Below are 12,190 nucleotides of genomic sequence, written 5' to 3'. Positions count from 1 at the left end.
GCATTTGAAATAAGAAAGGGGCAGCGATGAAAACATCGCTGCCCCTTTCTGCTTTTGGGAACTATGTATGCCTATAAGGCTGCGTCATACTTCAGGATGGCGCCATTTCCTTTTTTGCTGCCCTCGGTGGCGATGTATACTTCTCCTTTCGGTCCGAAGGCCAATCCTTCCGGCTGTCGCATCAGGTTCTTGTCCAATGGGGCCATTTTGCTGATCTTCCCATCCTTTTCCAGCACCATGATGCGCTGGTTGACGGCGTCCAGCATGTAATATGCGCCGGTCTGAGGGTGTATCTCCAGCGAAGAGGGCTGCAGCACATCGTATCCATCCTTTGCCTTTTTCTTATCCCCGGCCGGTGCCTGCAGCGGCTCCTGCGCCAACGGAATCGAGATCACAGGCTCGGGATTCATTTTCCCGGTACGCAGGTCCAGCTCATAGATGCCCTTGTTATTGCCCAGCTTCCTGTCATGCCCCTTGCAGGCAATCAGCAGGCGGTTATTGACTTTATCCAGCGCCAGGCCCTCGGTGTTCTGGCTGCCCGCCAGCACGGACTTATGCTGCTTCACACTTGGTTTGGCGCTCATGAAATTATTTACCTCGAAGACCGTTCCGTCGCTTCGCAGGATATAAGCAGTCTTACCGTCCACGGCAATGGCCTCGTAGTCACCAGACTCGCCAAAGGGATACTCCTCTTCCAGGGTCTTAGATGCCAGGTTGTAAATGAAGATAGTCCCTTTCTCATCCTGGATGCAGGCCATGCGCCCGTCGGGCAGCAGGGCGATGCCAGATACCTCGCGCAACTCAGAAGGCAGCTCCCAGGAGGCTGCCGGCTTGGTGAATGCGTTTACAGGGGAGGCCGCCAAACCCAGCGCACCCGCCAGCGACGCCTCCTGCAGTTGCGGTGCGGTTATACCTGTTCCACCCCCTGTCTGCTCCAGCAGTTGCCCGCTTTGGTCAAAGGTGAGCTCCACCTCCTCATTGCGGTGTTCCAGATCCACTTCGTAGCTGATCTTCTCGCCTACCTTCAGCAGGCTCGTCTCGTCAAGGGTATACTTATCGAAATGCTGCTGCACGTACGCCAGCACCTGCGGAGGCAGGCTGTTGGCTGCAATCTCCTCCTCTACCTGCAGCAGCTGCCCCCCTGGGCTGAACAGCACGTTTCGCTCCCTTCCGCCCAGCTCAAACTCGGCCTCAAAGCCTTCCGGCTCCTCCTCCCAATCCGCATTGGATACGCTTGGGTACAGGGCAGTAAATTGTGTTTTCACAGCCTCCGGCACCTCTACCTTATTCCATAGTTCGCCGCACGAGGCAGCCCCCCACATGATCCCCAACCCCAGAAAGGAGTTGGTTAAAAACCTCATATTCATATGCTTATTCCTTAAATCGTTTCCTATACACAAGTATACTAGCTGATTTTGAAGACAATTTGAAGAAACAGGCAGCCGGGCTGCTATTTTGTAAAATAAATACAGAGGCTATGCTCGCCATTAGTATAATTATACTTGGGTATATGGCCGTAGAGGTCGCATATCTTTTTCACCAGCGCCAGTCCTATCCCCAGCGACCCCACGGCATCATGGCCGGTCTGGAAGCGGCCGAAGAGTTTCTCCGGCTGGTCCTGCGGCGCATCTCCTGTGTTCCGGATGCAGAGCTTCTGGCTGTTGAGCAGCACTTTTATACTTCCGCCTGGCTTGTTGTGCTTGATGGCATTGTTGAGCAGGTTCTGCAGCAGTACGTCGGCCAGGCCGCTGCTCATGTGCAGGTATACCTCCTCCAGTTCCTCCTGCTGCAGCTCCAGCCCGCGCATGGCGATAATCTCCTGCAGATGCGCCAACTGCTCCTGCAGCAGCCTGTGCAGCGGCACCTGCTCCTCCACGCTGAACTCGCGGTTTTCGATGCGGGTGAGCAGGATCAGGGACTTGTTGAGGCGGGCCAGACGGTTGAGGGCACCATACATATCCGAGAGCAGCAGCGCCTGCTCCTCCGTGATGTTCTCAGACTGCATGAACAGCTCCAGCTTACTGCTCACGATGGCCAGCGGTGTCTGTATCTCGTGCGACACGTTCTCGGTAAACTCTTTCAGGTTCAGGAAATCGCTGTGGATCTTGCCGGTCATACTTTGGAGTACCTGGTTCAACTCCTCAAACTCGCGGGTATTGCTCTTCCGTAAGGCCAGCGGCTGGTGCTGGCTCAGGGTATAGCCCTTGATCTTGGCCAAGGTATCGTAGAAATGGCGCCAGGTATACTTGTTGGTGTAGTAGTTCACGAACACCAGACCCACCAGCAACAGCAGGAAGATCCAGACCATGGCCAGCACCGTGCTTTCCGTCAGGTCCTCGAAATCCATGATAGACTTGTAGATAGTGTACTCGTAGGGCTGCCCCTGGCGGTAGGCCGTGAAGGTGAGCTGCCGGAACGGGATAAACTCCTCGTCGTAGGAACTGAAGATGAGGGTATCCTTTAACTGCTCCATCACCAGATTTGCCGGATCGGCCTGCTTCACATGGATGGCCTCCGAGATGCCGGAGGTAACGTTGGGCAGGCGGTCGTACTGGCGGATATAGGCGATGATGTTCTCCTTGTCGGTAAACAGCTGGTCATCCACCTCATCGTAGATCTCCTCGCGCAGGGTGAGGTAAAACACCGTGCCGCCCACCGCAAACACCACCAGCGACACCAGCAGATAGTATAAACTGGTTTTGGTGAGAACTCTCATGGGCTCATGAACTTATAGCCCAGCCCGTACACCGTCTGAATGTAATCCTGGCCACCGGCTTCTATGATCTTGCGGCGCAGGTTCTTGATGTGCGTGTACACAAAGTCAAGCGAGTCCAGCATCTCGATATGATCGCCCCACAGGTACTCAGCAATAGACTCTTTGGTGAGCACGCGGTTGCGGTTGGAGACAAAGTACAGGAGCAGTTCATACTCCTTGCGGGTGAGGGTAAGGGGCTTGCCTGCCACCGAGGCCTCGGCCGCCTCCGGCTGCACCTCCACCTCGCCTACGCGCAGCACCTTCTGCCCGTTGAAATTACGCCGCCGCAGCACCGACTTCAGCCGCGCATTCAGCTCCGACAGGTGAAAAGGCTTGGTCAGGTAATCATCGGCCCCCACCTCCAGCCCCGTGATCTTATCATCCAGGGCATTTTTAGCGGAGATGATGATGATGCCCGTATCCGTGTGGTTCTCCTTGAGCGAGCGCACGATGTTAAGCCCGCTGCCGCCCGGAAGCGTCAGGTCTACCACCACGCAGGCATAGGTATGGGAGGCAGTTTTAAGGAGCGCACTGCGGTAATCGGTGGCCTCATCGCACATATACCCCTCCTGCTTCAGGTACGCCACAATGGAGTCCTTCAGGGCTGCCTCGTCTTCTATTACAAGTATCTTCATAGGTTCTTCAGAAACGGTAAATTAAACAAGAAGTCTGAAGGAAATCTGAGCTAGAAGTATAAAAAAAGCCCGCCACAAGATATGGCAGGCCTTGATATCTGTTGTTTTGTGGAGGAGCTGCTTAACGAATAACCCTCTCCCGGACTTCTTTAGAAGTATAAAACCGCTTCCGCAGCCACTGCGCCACGTTAACCAGCAGTATAAGCGCCGGCACCTCCACCAGCGGCCCCACCACCCCCACAAAAGCCTGGCCCGAGTTGATGCCAAACACCCCGATAGCCACAGCAATAGCCAGCTCAAAATTGTTTCCGGCTGCCGTAAACGAGATAGCCGCATTCTGAGAGTAATCTGCGCCCATCAGCTTACCGGCAAAGAAGCTCACCAGGAACATCACGGCAAAGTAGATCATCAACGGAACGGCAAGCAGCAGTACGTCGAAAGGAATGCTTACGATAGTGTTCCCTTTCAGGCTGAACATCACCACGATAGTAAAAAGCAGGGCAATAAGGGTGATAGGGCTGATGGCCGGGATGAACTTCTGCTCGAACCACGCCTCGCCCTTCACCCGTGTCAGCACCAGCCTGGAGAGCAGGGCGGCGGCAAACGGGACACCCAGGTAAACGGCCACACTCTCGGCCACCTCGCCCATGCTTATGCTGACCACCTCGCCCTTGATGCCAAAGTATGGCGGCAGCACCGTGATGAACAGGTAGGCGAAGACGCTGTAGAGCAGCACCTGAAAAATGCTGTTAAGGGCCACCAGTCCGGCAGCATACTCCCTATCTCCCTCGGCCAGCTCGTTCCAAACGATCACCATGGCGATGCAGCGGGCCAGGCCGATCATGATCAGGCCGACCATGTACTCGGGGTAGTCGCGCAGGAAAAGGATGGCCAGCAGGAACATGAGCACCGGCCCCACCAGCCAGTTCAGCACCAGTGACACCGACAGCACTCTGACGTTACGGAATACCTTGCCCAGCTGCTCGTAGCGCACCTTGGCCAGCGGTGGGTACATCATCAGGATCAGGCCCAAGGCAATGGGCACATTGGTAGTGCCACGCTGGAAGGAGTTGATAAAACCTTCCATGCCCGGCACCAGGTATCCTAAGCCCACGCCCAGCCCCATCGCCAGGAAGATCCAGAGGGTGAGGTAGCGGTCGAGGAAGGATAGGCGCTGGCGTTTATATGTTGGATTGCAGGTTGCCATTTAATTTATAGGTATACTTTAAGTTAGGAAGTATAATTAGCTATATTTTATACTTTAATAAGCCTTGCGAAGCATATCGGCAAACTCGTTTGGCAGCGGGCTTTCCTCCACGGCGCGGGCGGCCTGCTCCACATCGTATGGCACGCGCACGAATTCCACTTTTATACTTTTAACCACGGCGGCAGTGCTATGCTCATCTAGCTCCAGCAGCACATAGCAGGCGCGCGGGTCGCCGTCTTTCGGCTTGCCCACCGAGCCCAGGTTAATGGCATGTTTATATTTTCCGTCCGACTCCAACTGTCGGTGATACGGCTTATGCGTGTGGCCAAACAGCATCACGTCAGCCCCGGCCTCTTCCAGCAGCCGCACCAGGCTGCTTTCCGGACGGTCCTCAAACAGGTACTCGTTTATTTTGCGCGGGCTGCCGTGCACCATCAGGATTTGTAGCTTCTCTCCCTCCCTCGGCTGAAACTCCAGCCGGAGGTGGCGCGGCAGCTCGCGCAGGTACTTCCTGTTCCCGCTGCTGATGATCTGGTTCGTATAATCGATGGACTGGTTGCCGCGGGCTTTATCGTCCTCAGTTTTGTAGGCGCAGCCGCAGTCGTCGCTGTGCAGGCCCACGCCCTCGTCGTAGTTGCCGGCGATGGTGGGAATGCGGTGCCGGCGGATAAGTTCCACCACTTCGTTGGCCCATATGTTATACCCTACCAGGTCGCCAAGGCAATAGACCATGTCCGGTTGTTTCTCCTCTAGGTCCTGCAGCACAGCCTCCAAGGCAGGAAGGTTCGCGTGAATGTCGCTGAAAAAGGCAATTTTCATCTTTTAATGTTGGTTTAACTAGCAATATACAAGTACCATCAAGCATGAACTTTATACTTGCTAGCGCAGTATCATTTATACTTTATAACTCAAGTTGCGATTAACCCACCCCTAAGAGCTGCGCTCGCTAACTCAAAACTCGCGTTGTGGCTAGTCCAGAGGAGGGGAATTTCGCAAAAGAGTAGGTGATTCCCCTCCTCGGAGGGGTTAGGGGTGGATTTACACCTGCACATCATGAGTAAATCGCGACTTGGGTTTTATACTTAGCAGCAGCCACTGCCGGGTGTGCAGGACTCGCCTTCAACATCAGATATAAAGCTAATGTCGGTAAGCTGCACCTTTGGCTTTTGCTCCCCAGCCGGCGGCATACAGCAGGCGCTAGCATCGGCCATCTCGTAGTGCGGGTCGTTGAACTCAGCGTCTTCGTGGAAGTAGTATACCTCCCACTGCACCCCATCCGGATCCTCCACCCAGAACTTGTCCTGCACGGCATAGCAGCAGGCGGTGCCGATCTCCTCCTTCGAGGCAAGGCCCTGGCTTTTGGCCACCTCCAGGCGCTGCTCCAGTTCCTGCTGCGTCTCCACCTGGAAGCCCAGATGGCCGAAGTGCTGCTGCACCCGCTCCGGGTTCTCTACAAAAGAGATGATGAGGGAGGGTTTATCCAGCACATACTTGGCATAGTGCGGTTTTACCTTAGCCGGCTCCTGGCCAAAGAAGGAAGTATAAAAATCGGTGGTCTTGCGGATATCCGCCACGTAAAGGCTCACGTGCATGCGCGGGAATATGGTTGCGTTCATAAGTTTATACTTTACTGAGTTGACTTTTTATGTTTAACAATTACAGCTGTTGTCGCAGCACGTGCTCTTGATAGCCGCGAGCATGGTTTCGAGTAAGTACCTGGCCCGGTCGTACTGCTCCTGGTCGATGCAGTAGCACACCGTAAGGCCGTCTATCTCTCCTTTAATCAGGCCGGCGTTCTTCAGTTCCGTGAGGTGCTGCGACACGGTGGTGCGGCTAAGCGGCAGAGCACTGGAAATATCGCCGGAGATGCAGGTCTTGGTTTCGGCTAAATGCTGCAGGATGGCAATGCGCGCCGGATGCGAGAGCACTTTGGCGATACGTGCTACCTCCTGCTGCTCCTGGCTGAACTGCGTGGCTTTGGTGTAGGTCATGCTTTCCTTGTGAAGTATGACGTAAACATACGACATAGATTACAGGATGTCAACCATCGCGTAAAAAATTTGTTCAAAAAGACCCGTCAGATAGCACTACTGGAAGTATGGCCGCTGAAACAGTGCAATAAAGCAGGTATGTGGCGAATGCAGATGCGCCAGAAAGCGAAGGGATGAGGCAAAAAAAAGCCGCAGCTCCTGCCGCGGCCTTTTCTCAGATGGAAATTTAATACAATGTACAGCTCCTTATACGGAAAGGTTACATGAAAGTATACCTTATCTATTGTAGCCTCCAAAATAGCCGTAATAGCCGCTGTTGGTGCGGTCGTGGCGGCCATAATGGTCATTCCCAAAGTCCCTGAACTCGTCTTCGTTGCCGTAGGAAGCATCGTGTCGGTAGCCGTGGTTGCCCCGGCTGTCGAAGTTACGGTAACGGTCCCCCTCCTCCGGATTGTCATAGTTTGGGTTATAGTTGGTGTTGTAGCTGTAATGCCGGGGCTGCCGGCTGTATGGTCCTTCAGCGTACGGGAAGCGCTCCACGGTATCCAGGTCATTCTCGGCGCTGCGCGGCAAACCGTAGTCATGCGACCTGGGCTGGTCGGTATAGTTGGAGATGTCGTACATCTCATTATAATAATCCTCACGACTTCCGGCGTCTCCTCCCCTGCGGCCATATTCCTGGCTGTGCTGGAGGCGGTAGTGTTGTCCCGGTTCGTGGCGTGTATCACCCAGGTGGGCCCGCTCCTGGCCATGAAAGCGCCAGTGGCGGTCGTTATCGTGCCCCTCCCGCCGGTAAGATCGGCTAAAGTCGCCATAATGCATATCTCGTTCGTCTCTCATTATCTTAAAGTATGAGCAACACAAGTTTTACCCTGCGCCGCTTCGGTTATACATAGTTATACTTGAAGTTTATTTATACTTGGTGCTGAGGGTTAGCGACGGTCGCGGTCGCGCAGGTAGCCCTCGCGGTCTGCCTCACGCTGTCCCTGCCGGTTTTCCATGTCGCTGTAACGCTGGCCTTCGCCGTAGTGCTGCTCGCCACGGGCATAGTTGCGTCCACTGAAGCCTCCGCTATAGTCGTTGTCGTAGTTGCGGTTGCCCTGCTCGTAGCGGCGGAAGGACTCGTAGTCGCCGCGCTGCCCGCGTGCCCAACTGCCGCTGTTGTCGCCCCGGCGCACGTCGTGGCCGAAACGCTCATCGGCCATGCCATAGCGGTAATCCGACTGGCCCTGGCGGCGCAGGTCTTCATAATCCCTGTCGGAGTAATCGGCCTGCGGATCGTAATGTCGGCCGGAGTTGTGGTCGTCATCCGGCACGTAGGTCATGCCATAAGGGTTATCGCTGCCGCTGCTGCCGCGAGCATAGTCCTGCCCGCTGTAGTGTGCGCCTCCTGCCTGGAAACGCCCTTCGGGGTACATCTGCCACTGGTCTGCATTGCTGTTAAAGCTGCGGGTATCACCATACTGGCTGGCCCTGTTGGTGCCGTAGCCACGGTTAAACTGCGTGTCCACCGTATAGTTGCCCCTGTCAGAGTTCTGGCCCTGATGGTGGTCATGCAGCCAGCGTGCGTCCCTGTCTTCCTGGTAGTTTTCCTGTCTTCTGTAGTTGCCATTTCTCTCGTCTCTCATAGCTTGTAAGTTTTGTTATGTGAATGTTCTACTCTACCCGTTCTACGGTACAGCACCGCCCTTGGGTTAAGCCAACCCTAAACCCAAGGGCCTGGCATCCGTTAAAATGGATACATCAACAAAACGTGAGTAACTATGGAATCAAACTATTGGAACAGGGATAAGCATAGAGACAGAGGCGAGCGCTACCGCAACCAGGACCAGGACCGTCGCCGTGTGGACGAGGACAGCTACCGTGGCGCCTACCGCCTAGACACCACCAGCGACCACCGCAACGAGACCACCTGGGACGGCTACGGCAGCACAGAGAGAGACCGCCGGCGCGACAACGACTACAACCAGAACTACAACCGCGATTATAACAGAAGCTACAACAGCGACTATAACCGCAACTACAACGAGGACAGCCGTAACCGAGGCTACGACCACGACAATTACAACACGGACAGCCGCTACCGCGATCAGGGCGAGAAGCACTACCGCAGCAGCAACTACGCCGACTGGAACGACAGGGACCGCTATCGCAGCGATGACTACGGCAACACGGAAGGAAGCCGCCAGCACCGAAGCGTTCACGACCGCATTGAGGACCGCGACGTGTATGGCAGCAGCAACTTTCAGGCAAGCTATGGCCCCGACCACTACGGCCAGGGCGGCGGCCAGAACTACGGTAACCAGGCCGGCTCCCTCAGCTATGGATACGATGGCGGCAGCAACTATGATCCCGACTGGAACCGCCACTACGACCCGCAGAGCGGCAGACGCCAGAGCTACCACGGCAATTACACCAGCCGCAACCCGCGGCAAGACCAATACGGTTCCCGCTCCGACAGGAGTGAGCGCCACTAAAGTATAGAAATATAAAGGAGACCAGAAGCCTCCACCCCGATTGTTAATTTAAAAGAAAAGAAAGATGAACACGAACGATAAGAAGAAAGACAAGCTAAAGAACGAAGATGTTAACAAGACGATGAACGAAGGCAACAAGGTGCCCAACATTAACCCGACCGGCCAAAGCAGGGACATCGATAACGAGGCTGCCAAAAAGGGCAAAGTAGGTGGTATTCCATCGCAGAAAAGCGGTAGCCGGGGCAGCTCCGACGTACAAGACGGCGGTACCGATGTGGGCAGCAGCGCCGGAAGTCACTAACCTTGATCTATAAAAACAGCAAAAGCCACCCGATCGGGTGGCTTTTGTTGTTTCAGAAGTATACTAATAAAGTAAATGCTGTCTTACTGCAGTTCCTCTTGCTCCATGTACTCCCACATGGCGTCTTCACTGGCACCGCTCTTGGCTGCGTAGATGAGCATGGTCGTGTACACGCCAATCAGCAGGAAGCTCAGGGGAATGGAGAAAACAAACGATACAATCAAGGTTTTAACTGGGTCCGGCTTGGATCTCATTTTAGTTGAGGCATACCAAAAGAACAGCACGTTGAAAATACCGGAGAATGCAATTAGGTTGATGATGTCTAGCATTGGCTAAAAGTTAGATTTTTATTGACGCTGCGCGGTACTCTTTTGTAGTAAAGATGCACTTTATCAGCATTGTTTTTAATTCGTTTACTAACTGTCGTCGGTTATTTTGTATTTCCCGGCTAGCTTTTTCCGGAACTGCTTGTTGCAATTTAGAAGACTGCCTTTAAAAATACAAGTATATGCGAGATAAAATTTAAAGGATTGTCACATTTATAAAAATATATTTTTCACTATATATCAAGGCTTTAATCCTTTAAAAGCAGCACCGCATACCTTTGTTCCGGGCAAAGGGCATGGCTTATTAATGCAATTACCCTTTCAAAAGTTTCCTGCCCGAAGGCCAGAACCCCAGCCGCTGCTCGTGTCCTGTGGTGCCAGCCGGATGCGGCAGGGTGGGAAATACACCACAAAATCCTCCTGCAGGTTATGCGTTAATGTATATATTTGCGAACCTACTCCTAGGCAATCGTTTCTTTAGGGGCGGGAAGACGAACAAGACATCAACTCTCTGATTATACTATGGAGGCTCAGGATAACCCGCGCGACAGAATACTGGCCGAAGCCAAGGCCATGTTCTTTACCCAGGGCTACAGCAAAGTGCTGATGGCGGAGCTTGCAAAGCGCCTGGGCATGAGCAAGAAGACGTTGTACCAATACTTCTCCGGTAAGGAGGAGTTGCTGAGCGTGATCATCCGGCAGCACGGGCAGGACATACAGCAGGAGGTGGAGCGTACCCTGGCAGACGACAGCCTGCCTTTCCCAGATAAGACCCGGCGCATTTTCGGCTATGTGGGCACCAAGCTGCACGACATCAACCCGGATTTTGTGGTGGATATCAAGAAAAACGCCCCTGCGGCCTGGCTGCACCTGCAGAAGCACAAAACCGACGCCGCTTTCCTGCGTTTTAACGCACTGCTCGACGAAGGCTACCAGAAGGGCTATGTTCGTGCGGACGTGAACCGAACCATGGCCGTGCTGCTTTACGCCAGCGCCCTGGAGACGATCCTGAACCCGGACTTCACCGAGCAGGTACCCCAGGAGCTAATGCATGGGCTGCCTAAGACCCCCGGAGAGGTTTTCGACGGGCTGGTGAAGATTATTTTCAAGGGCATCCTAAAGCAGGATCAGCAAGTATAACAGATGGCAAAAGCAACATAGGCCGGCAAGTATAAAAAAAGCCGCTGCAAGGGTAGCTGCAGCGGCTTTTTTTATAGGTTATTCTTATACGTTACAGGCTCAGCAGGAGGATTTCTTTCACATCCTGAATTTGAATATCGGCGCGTTCCCCCAGGTCCTTCACCCCACGCTCCTCAAAGCGGGAGATGATGGTGTGGATCGTGTCCTCCCCTACCTCATAATCAGACAGGCGCGTTTTAACATCCAGCGATTCGAAGAAGGCAATCGTAGCCTGAATGGTTGCTTCCAGGCGCTCGTCATCGGTGCCGCTGTTCACTCCCCAGACACGTTCCCCATACTGCAGCAGCTTCTCCTTTTTGGTTTCACTCTTATACCGTAGCAAAGCCGGGAACACAATGGCCAGGGTGCGGGCGTGGTCGATGCCGTGCAGGGCCGTCAGCTCGTGGGCAATGTAATGGGTCGCCCAGTCGGTCGGTACCCCCACCCTGATCACGCCATTCAGCGCCATGGTAGCGGCCCACATAAAGTTCGCCATGGTTTCGTAATCCTGCGGGTTTTGTAGCGCCTTTGGCCCCTCTTCCTTCAGGGTCAGCAGGATAGCCTCCGCAAAGCGGTCCTGCAGCGGCGCGTTTACCGGGTAAGTCAGGTACTGCTCCAGCACATGCGAGAAGGCATCTACCACCCCGTTGCAGATCTGGCGAACCGGCAGTGTGAAAGTAGTTTCAGGGTCTAGCACCGAGAACTTCGGGAAAGTATGGGGGCTGCCAAACGATAGTTTCTCCTTGAGGGAAACACGGTTGATAACGGCGCCAGAGTTCATCTCAGAGCCTGTGGCCGGCAGGGTGAGCACTGCACCGAACGGAGCAGCCTTGGTAACAGGCTCGCGTTTGGCCATGATATTCCAGGGATCCTCCCCCTCATACTCCATGGCCGCCACAATAAACTTGGTCCCGTCAATCACAGAGCCTCCACCCACTGCCAGGAAGAAGTCAACCTTTTTCTCTTTGGCTAACTCCACGGCCTTCATCAGTGTCTCATAGTGAGGGTTCGGCTCAATACCTCCGAACTCCGTCACCTCGTAGCCTTGGAGCGCCTCCATGACCTGTCCATACACGCCGTTCTTTTTGATGCTTCCTCCGCCATAGGTCACCATCACATGGGCCCCGGCCGGTATCTCCTTGCTAATGGCACTGATCTGCCCCTTGCCGAACAGTATTTTCACAGGGTTATAAAAAGTGAAATTATTCATAGTTGTTATAATTGAATTTTCTGTACTCCGTTCTAAGTTGCCGCCTTACTTCCACATTCTTTAAACGAAAAGGAAGCTGCGGCAACCATACGTAACTGCAGGCCACAGC

General features: G+C 54.1%; 14 protein-coding genes. 3 read left to right on the top strand and 11 right to left on the bottom strand.

All coding sequences use genetic code 11. The features are described 5' to 3' along the window. Positions 1-71: 71 nt before the first annotated feature. The 9 genes from OH144_RS06040 to OH144_RS06000 all read right to left on the bottom strand — a co-directional run bounded on the left by OH144_RS06040 (position 72) and on the right by OH144_RS06000 (position 8,216). The gene (locus OH144_RS06040) at positions 72-1,367 is read right to left on the bottom strand and encodes a PepSY-like domain-containing protein (protein WP_266205402.1); all 1,296 of its coding nucleotides are present in this window, start codon (positions 1,365-1,367) and stop codon (positions 72-74) included. 83 nt (positions 1,368-1,450) lie between these two features. Continuing rightward, positions 1,451-2,716, bottom strand: a complete 1,266-nt coding sequence (locus OH144_RS06035) for a sensor histidine kinase (protein WP_266205401.1) — start codon at positions 2,714-2,716, stop codon at positions 1,451-1,453. Next, positions 2,713-3,390, bottom strand: coding sequence for a response regulator transcription factor (locus OH144_RS06030; protein ID WP_266205400.1), 678 nt, complete (start codon positions 3,388-3,390; stop codon positions 2,713-2,715). The genes OH144_RS06035 and OH144_RS06030 overlap by 4 nt, the downstream gene beginning before the upstream one ends. A gap of 121 nt (positions 3,391-3,511) precedes the next feature. After that, complete coding sequence (gene arsB / locus OH144_RS06025) at positions 3,512-4,597, bottom strand: ACR3 family arsenite efflux transporter (RefSeq protein ID WP_266205399.1); 1,086 nt, start codon at positions 4,595-4,597, stop codon at positions 3,512-3,514. A 54-nt stretch (positions 4,598-4,651) separates the two neighbouring features. Next, entirely contained in the window at positions 4,652-5,416 is a 765-nt protein-coding gene (locus OH144_RS06020; RefSeq protein ID WP_266205398.1) for a metallophosphoesterase family protein, read from the bottom strand. Positions 5,417-5,679: 263 nt separating this feature from the next. Further along, positions 5,680-6,213: an ArsI/CadI family heavy metal resistance metalloenzyme gene (locus tag OH144_RS06015; RefSeq protein WP_266205397.1), complete on the bottom strand. Its 534-nt coding sequence runs from the start codon at positions 6,211-6,213 to the stop codon at positions 5,680-5,682. Positions 6,214-6,246: 33 nt separating this feature from the next. Beyond that, positions 6,247-6,624: an ArsR/SmtB family transcription factor gene (locus OH144_RS06010; protein ID WP_266205396.1), complete on the bottom strand. Its 378-nt coding sequence runs from the start codon at positions 6,622-6,624 to the stop codon at positions 6,247-6,249. Positions 6,625-6,864: 240 nt separating this feature from the next. Continuing rightward, positions 6,865-7,428 (bottom strand): hypothetical protein, encoded by a 564-nt coding sequence (locus OH144_RS06005; protein ID WP_266205395.1) that lies wholly within the window; start codon positions 7,426-7,428, stop codon positions 6,865-6,867. A 92-nt stretch (positions 7,429-7,520) separates the two neighbouring features. Further along, positions 7,521-8,216: a hypothetical protein gene (locus OH144_RS06000; RefSeq protein WP_266205394.1), complete on the bottom strand. Its 696-nt coding sequence runs from the start codon at positions 8,214-8,216 to the stop codon at positions 7,521-7,523. A 135-nt stretch (positions 8,217-8,351) separates the two neighbouring features. Here OH144_RS06000 and OH144_RS05995 point away from each other — a divergent pair, with 135 nt between their 5' ends. Next, entirely contained in the window at positions 8,352-9,065 is a 714-nt protein-coding gene (locus OH144_RS05995; protein ID WP_266205393.1) for a hypothetical protein, read from the top strand. 64 nt (positions 9,066-9,129) lie between these two features. Continuing rightward, positions 9,130-9,366, top strand: coding sequence for a hypothetical protein (locus tag OH144_RS05990; RefSeq protein ID WP_266205392.1), 237 nt, complete (start codon positions 9,130-9,132; stop codon positions 9,364-9,366). A gap of 83 nt (positions 9,367-9,449) precedes the next feature. Here OH144_RS05990 and OH144_RS05985 read toward each other — a convergent pair whose 3' ends face one another. Continuing rightward, complete coding sequence (locus OH144_RS05985) at positions 9,450-9,695, bottom strand: hypothetical protein (protein WP_266205391.1); 246 nt, start codon at positions 9,693-9,695, stop codon at positions 9,450-9,452. A 519-nt stretch (positions 9,696-10,214) separates the two neighbouring features. On the opposite strand from OH144_RS05985, the gene OH144_RS05980 reads away from it, so the two are divergent. Further along, positions 10,215-10,832: a TetR/AcrR family transcriptional regulator gene (locus tag OH144_RS05980; RefSeq protein ID WP_266205390.1), complete on the top strand. Its 618-nt coding sequence runs from the start codon at positions 10,215-10,217 to the stop codon at positions 10,830-10,832. A gap of 91 nt (positions 10,833-10,923) precedes the next feature. Here the strand turns inward: OH144_RS05980 and OH144_RS05975 are convergent, their stop codons facing one another. Then, the gene (locus tag OH144_RS05975) at positions 10,924-12,081 is read right to left on the bottom strand and encodes an iron-containing alcohol dehydrogenase (RefSeq protein ID WP_266205389.1); all 1,158 of its coding nucleotides are present in this window, start codon (positions 12,079-12,081) and stop codon (positions 10,924-10,926) included. Positions 12,082-12,190 lie beyond the last annotated feature (109 nt).

It is taken from the genome of Pontibacter kalidii (assembly GCF_026278245.1).
GTDB classification, from domain to species: Bacteria; Bacteroidota; Bacteroidia; order Cytophagales; family Hymenobacteraceae; genus Pontibacter; species Pontibacter kalidii.
This window is presented reverse-complemented; position numbering and strand designations above follow the sequence as displayed.

What these genes read in the sequence shown, in the direction of transcription:
- OH144_RS06040 (WP_266205402.1), bottom strand. Translation starts at nt 1,367, where the DNA reads ATGAATATGAGGTTTTTAACCAACTCCTTTCTGGGGTTGGGGATCATG.
- OH144_RS06035 (WP_266205401.1), bottom strand. Translation starts at nt 2,716, where the DNA reads ATGAGAGTTCTCACCAAAACCAGTTTATACTATCTGCTGGTGTCGCTG.
- OH144_RS06030 (WP_266205400.1), bottom strand. Translation starts at nt 3,390, where the DNA reads ATGAAGATACTTGTAATAGAAGACGAGGCAGCCCTGAAGGACTCCATT.
- arsB (WP_266205399.1), bottom strand. Translation starts at nt 4,597, where the DNA reads ATGGCAACCTGCAATCCAACATATAAACGCCAGCGCCTATCCTTCCTC.
- OH144_RS06020 (WP_266205398.1), bottom strand. Translation starts at nt 5,416, where the DNA reads ATGAAAATTGCCTTTTTCAGCGACATTCACGCGAACCTTCCTGCCTTG.
- OH144_RS06015 (WP_266205397.1), bottom strand. Translation starts at nt 6,213, where the DNA reads ATGAACGCAACCATATTCCCGCGCATGCACGTGAGCCTTTACGTGGCG.
- OH144_RS06010 (WP_266205396.1), bottom strand. Translation starts at nt 6,624, where the DNA reads ATGTCGTATGTTTACGTCATACTTCACAAGGAAAGCATGACCTACACC.
- OH144_RS06005 (WP_266205395.1), bottom strand. Translation starts at nt 7,428, where the DNA reads ATGAGAGACGAACGAGATATGCATTATGGCGACTTTAGCCGATCTTAC.
- OH144_RS06000 (WP_266205394.1), bottom strand. Translation starts at nt 8,216, where the DNA reads ATGAGAGACGAGAGAAATGGCAACTACAGAAGACAGGAAAACTACCAG.
- OH144_RS05995 (WP_266205393.1), top strand. Translation starts at nt 8,352, where the DNA reads ATGGAATCAAACTATTGGAACAGGGATAAGCATAGAGACAGAGGCGAG.
- OH144_RS05990 (WP_266205392.1), top strand. Translation starts at nt 9,130, where the DNA reads ATGAACACGAACGATAAGAAGAAAGACAAGCTAAAGAACGAAGATGTT.
- OH144_RS05985 (WP_266205391.1), bottom strand. Translation starts at nt 9,695, where the DNA reads ATGCTAGACATCATCAACCTAATTGCATTCTCCGGTATTTTCAACGTG.
- OH144_RS05980 (WP_266205390.1), top strand. Translation starts at nt 10,215, where the DNA reads ATGGAGGCTCAGGATAACCCGCGCGACAGAATACTGGCCGAAGCCAAG.
- OH144_RS05975 (WP_266205389.1), bottom strand. Translation starts at nt 12,081, where the DNA reads ATGAATAATTTCACTTTTTATAACCCTGTGAAAATACTGTTCGGCAAG.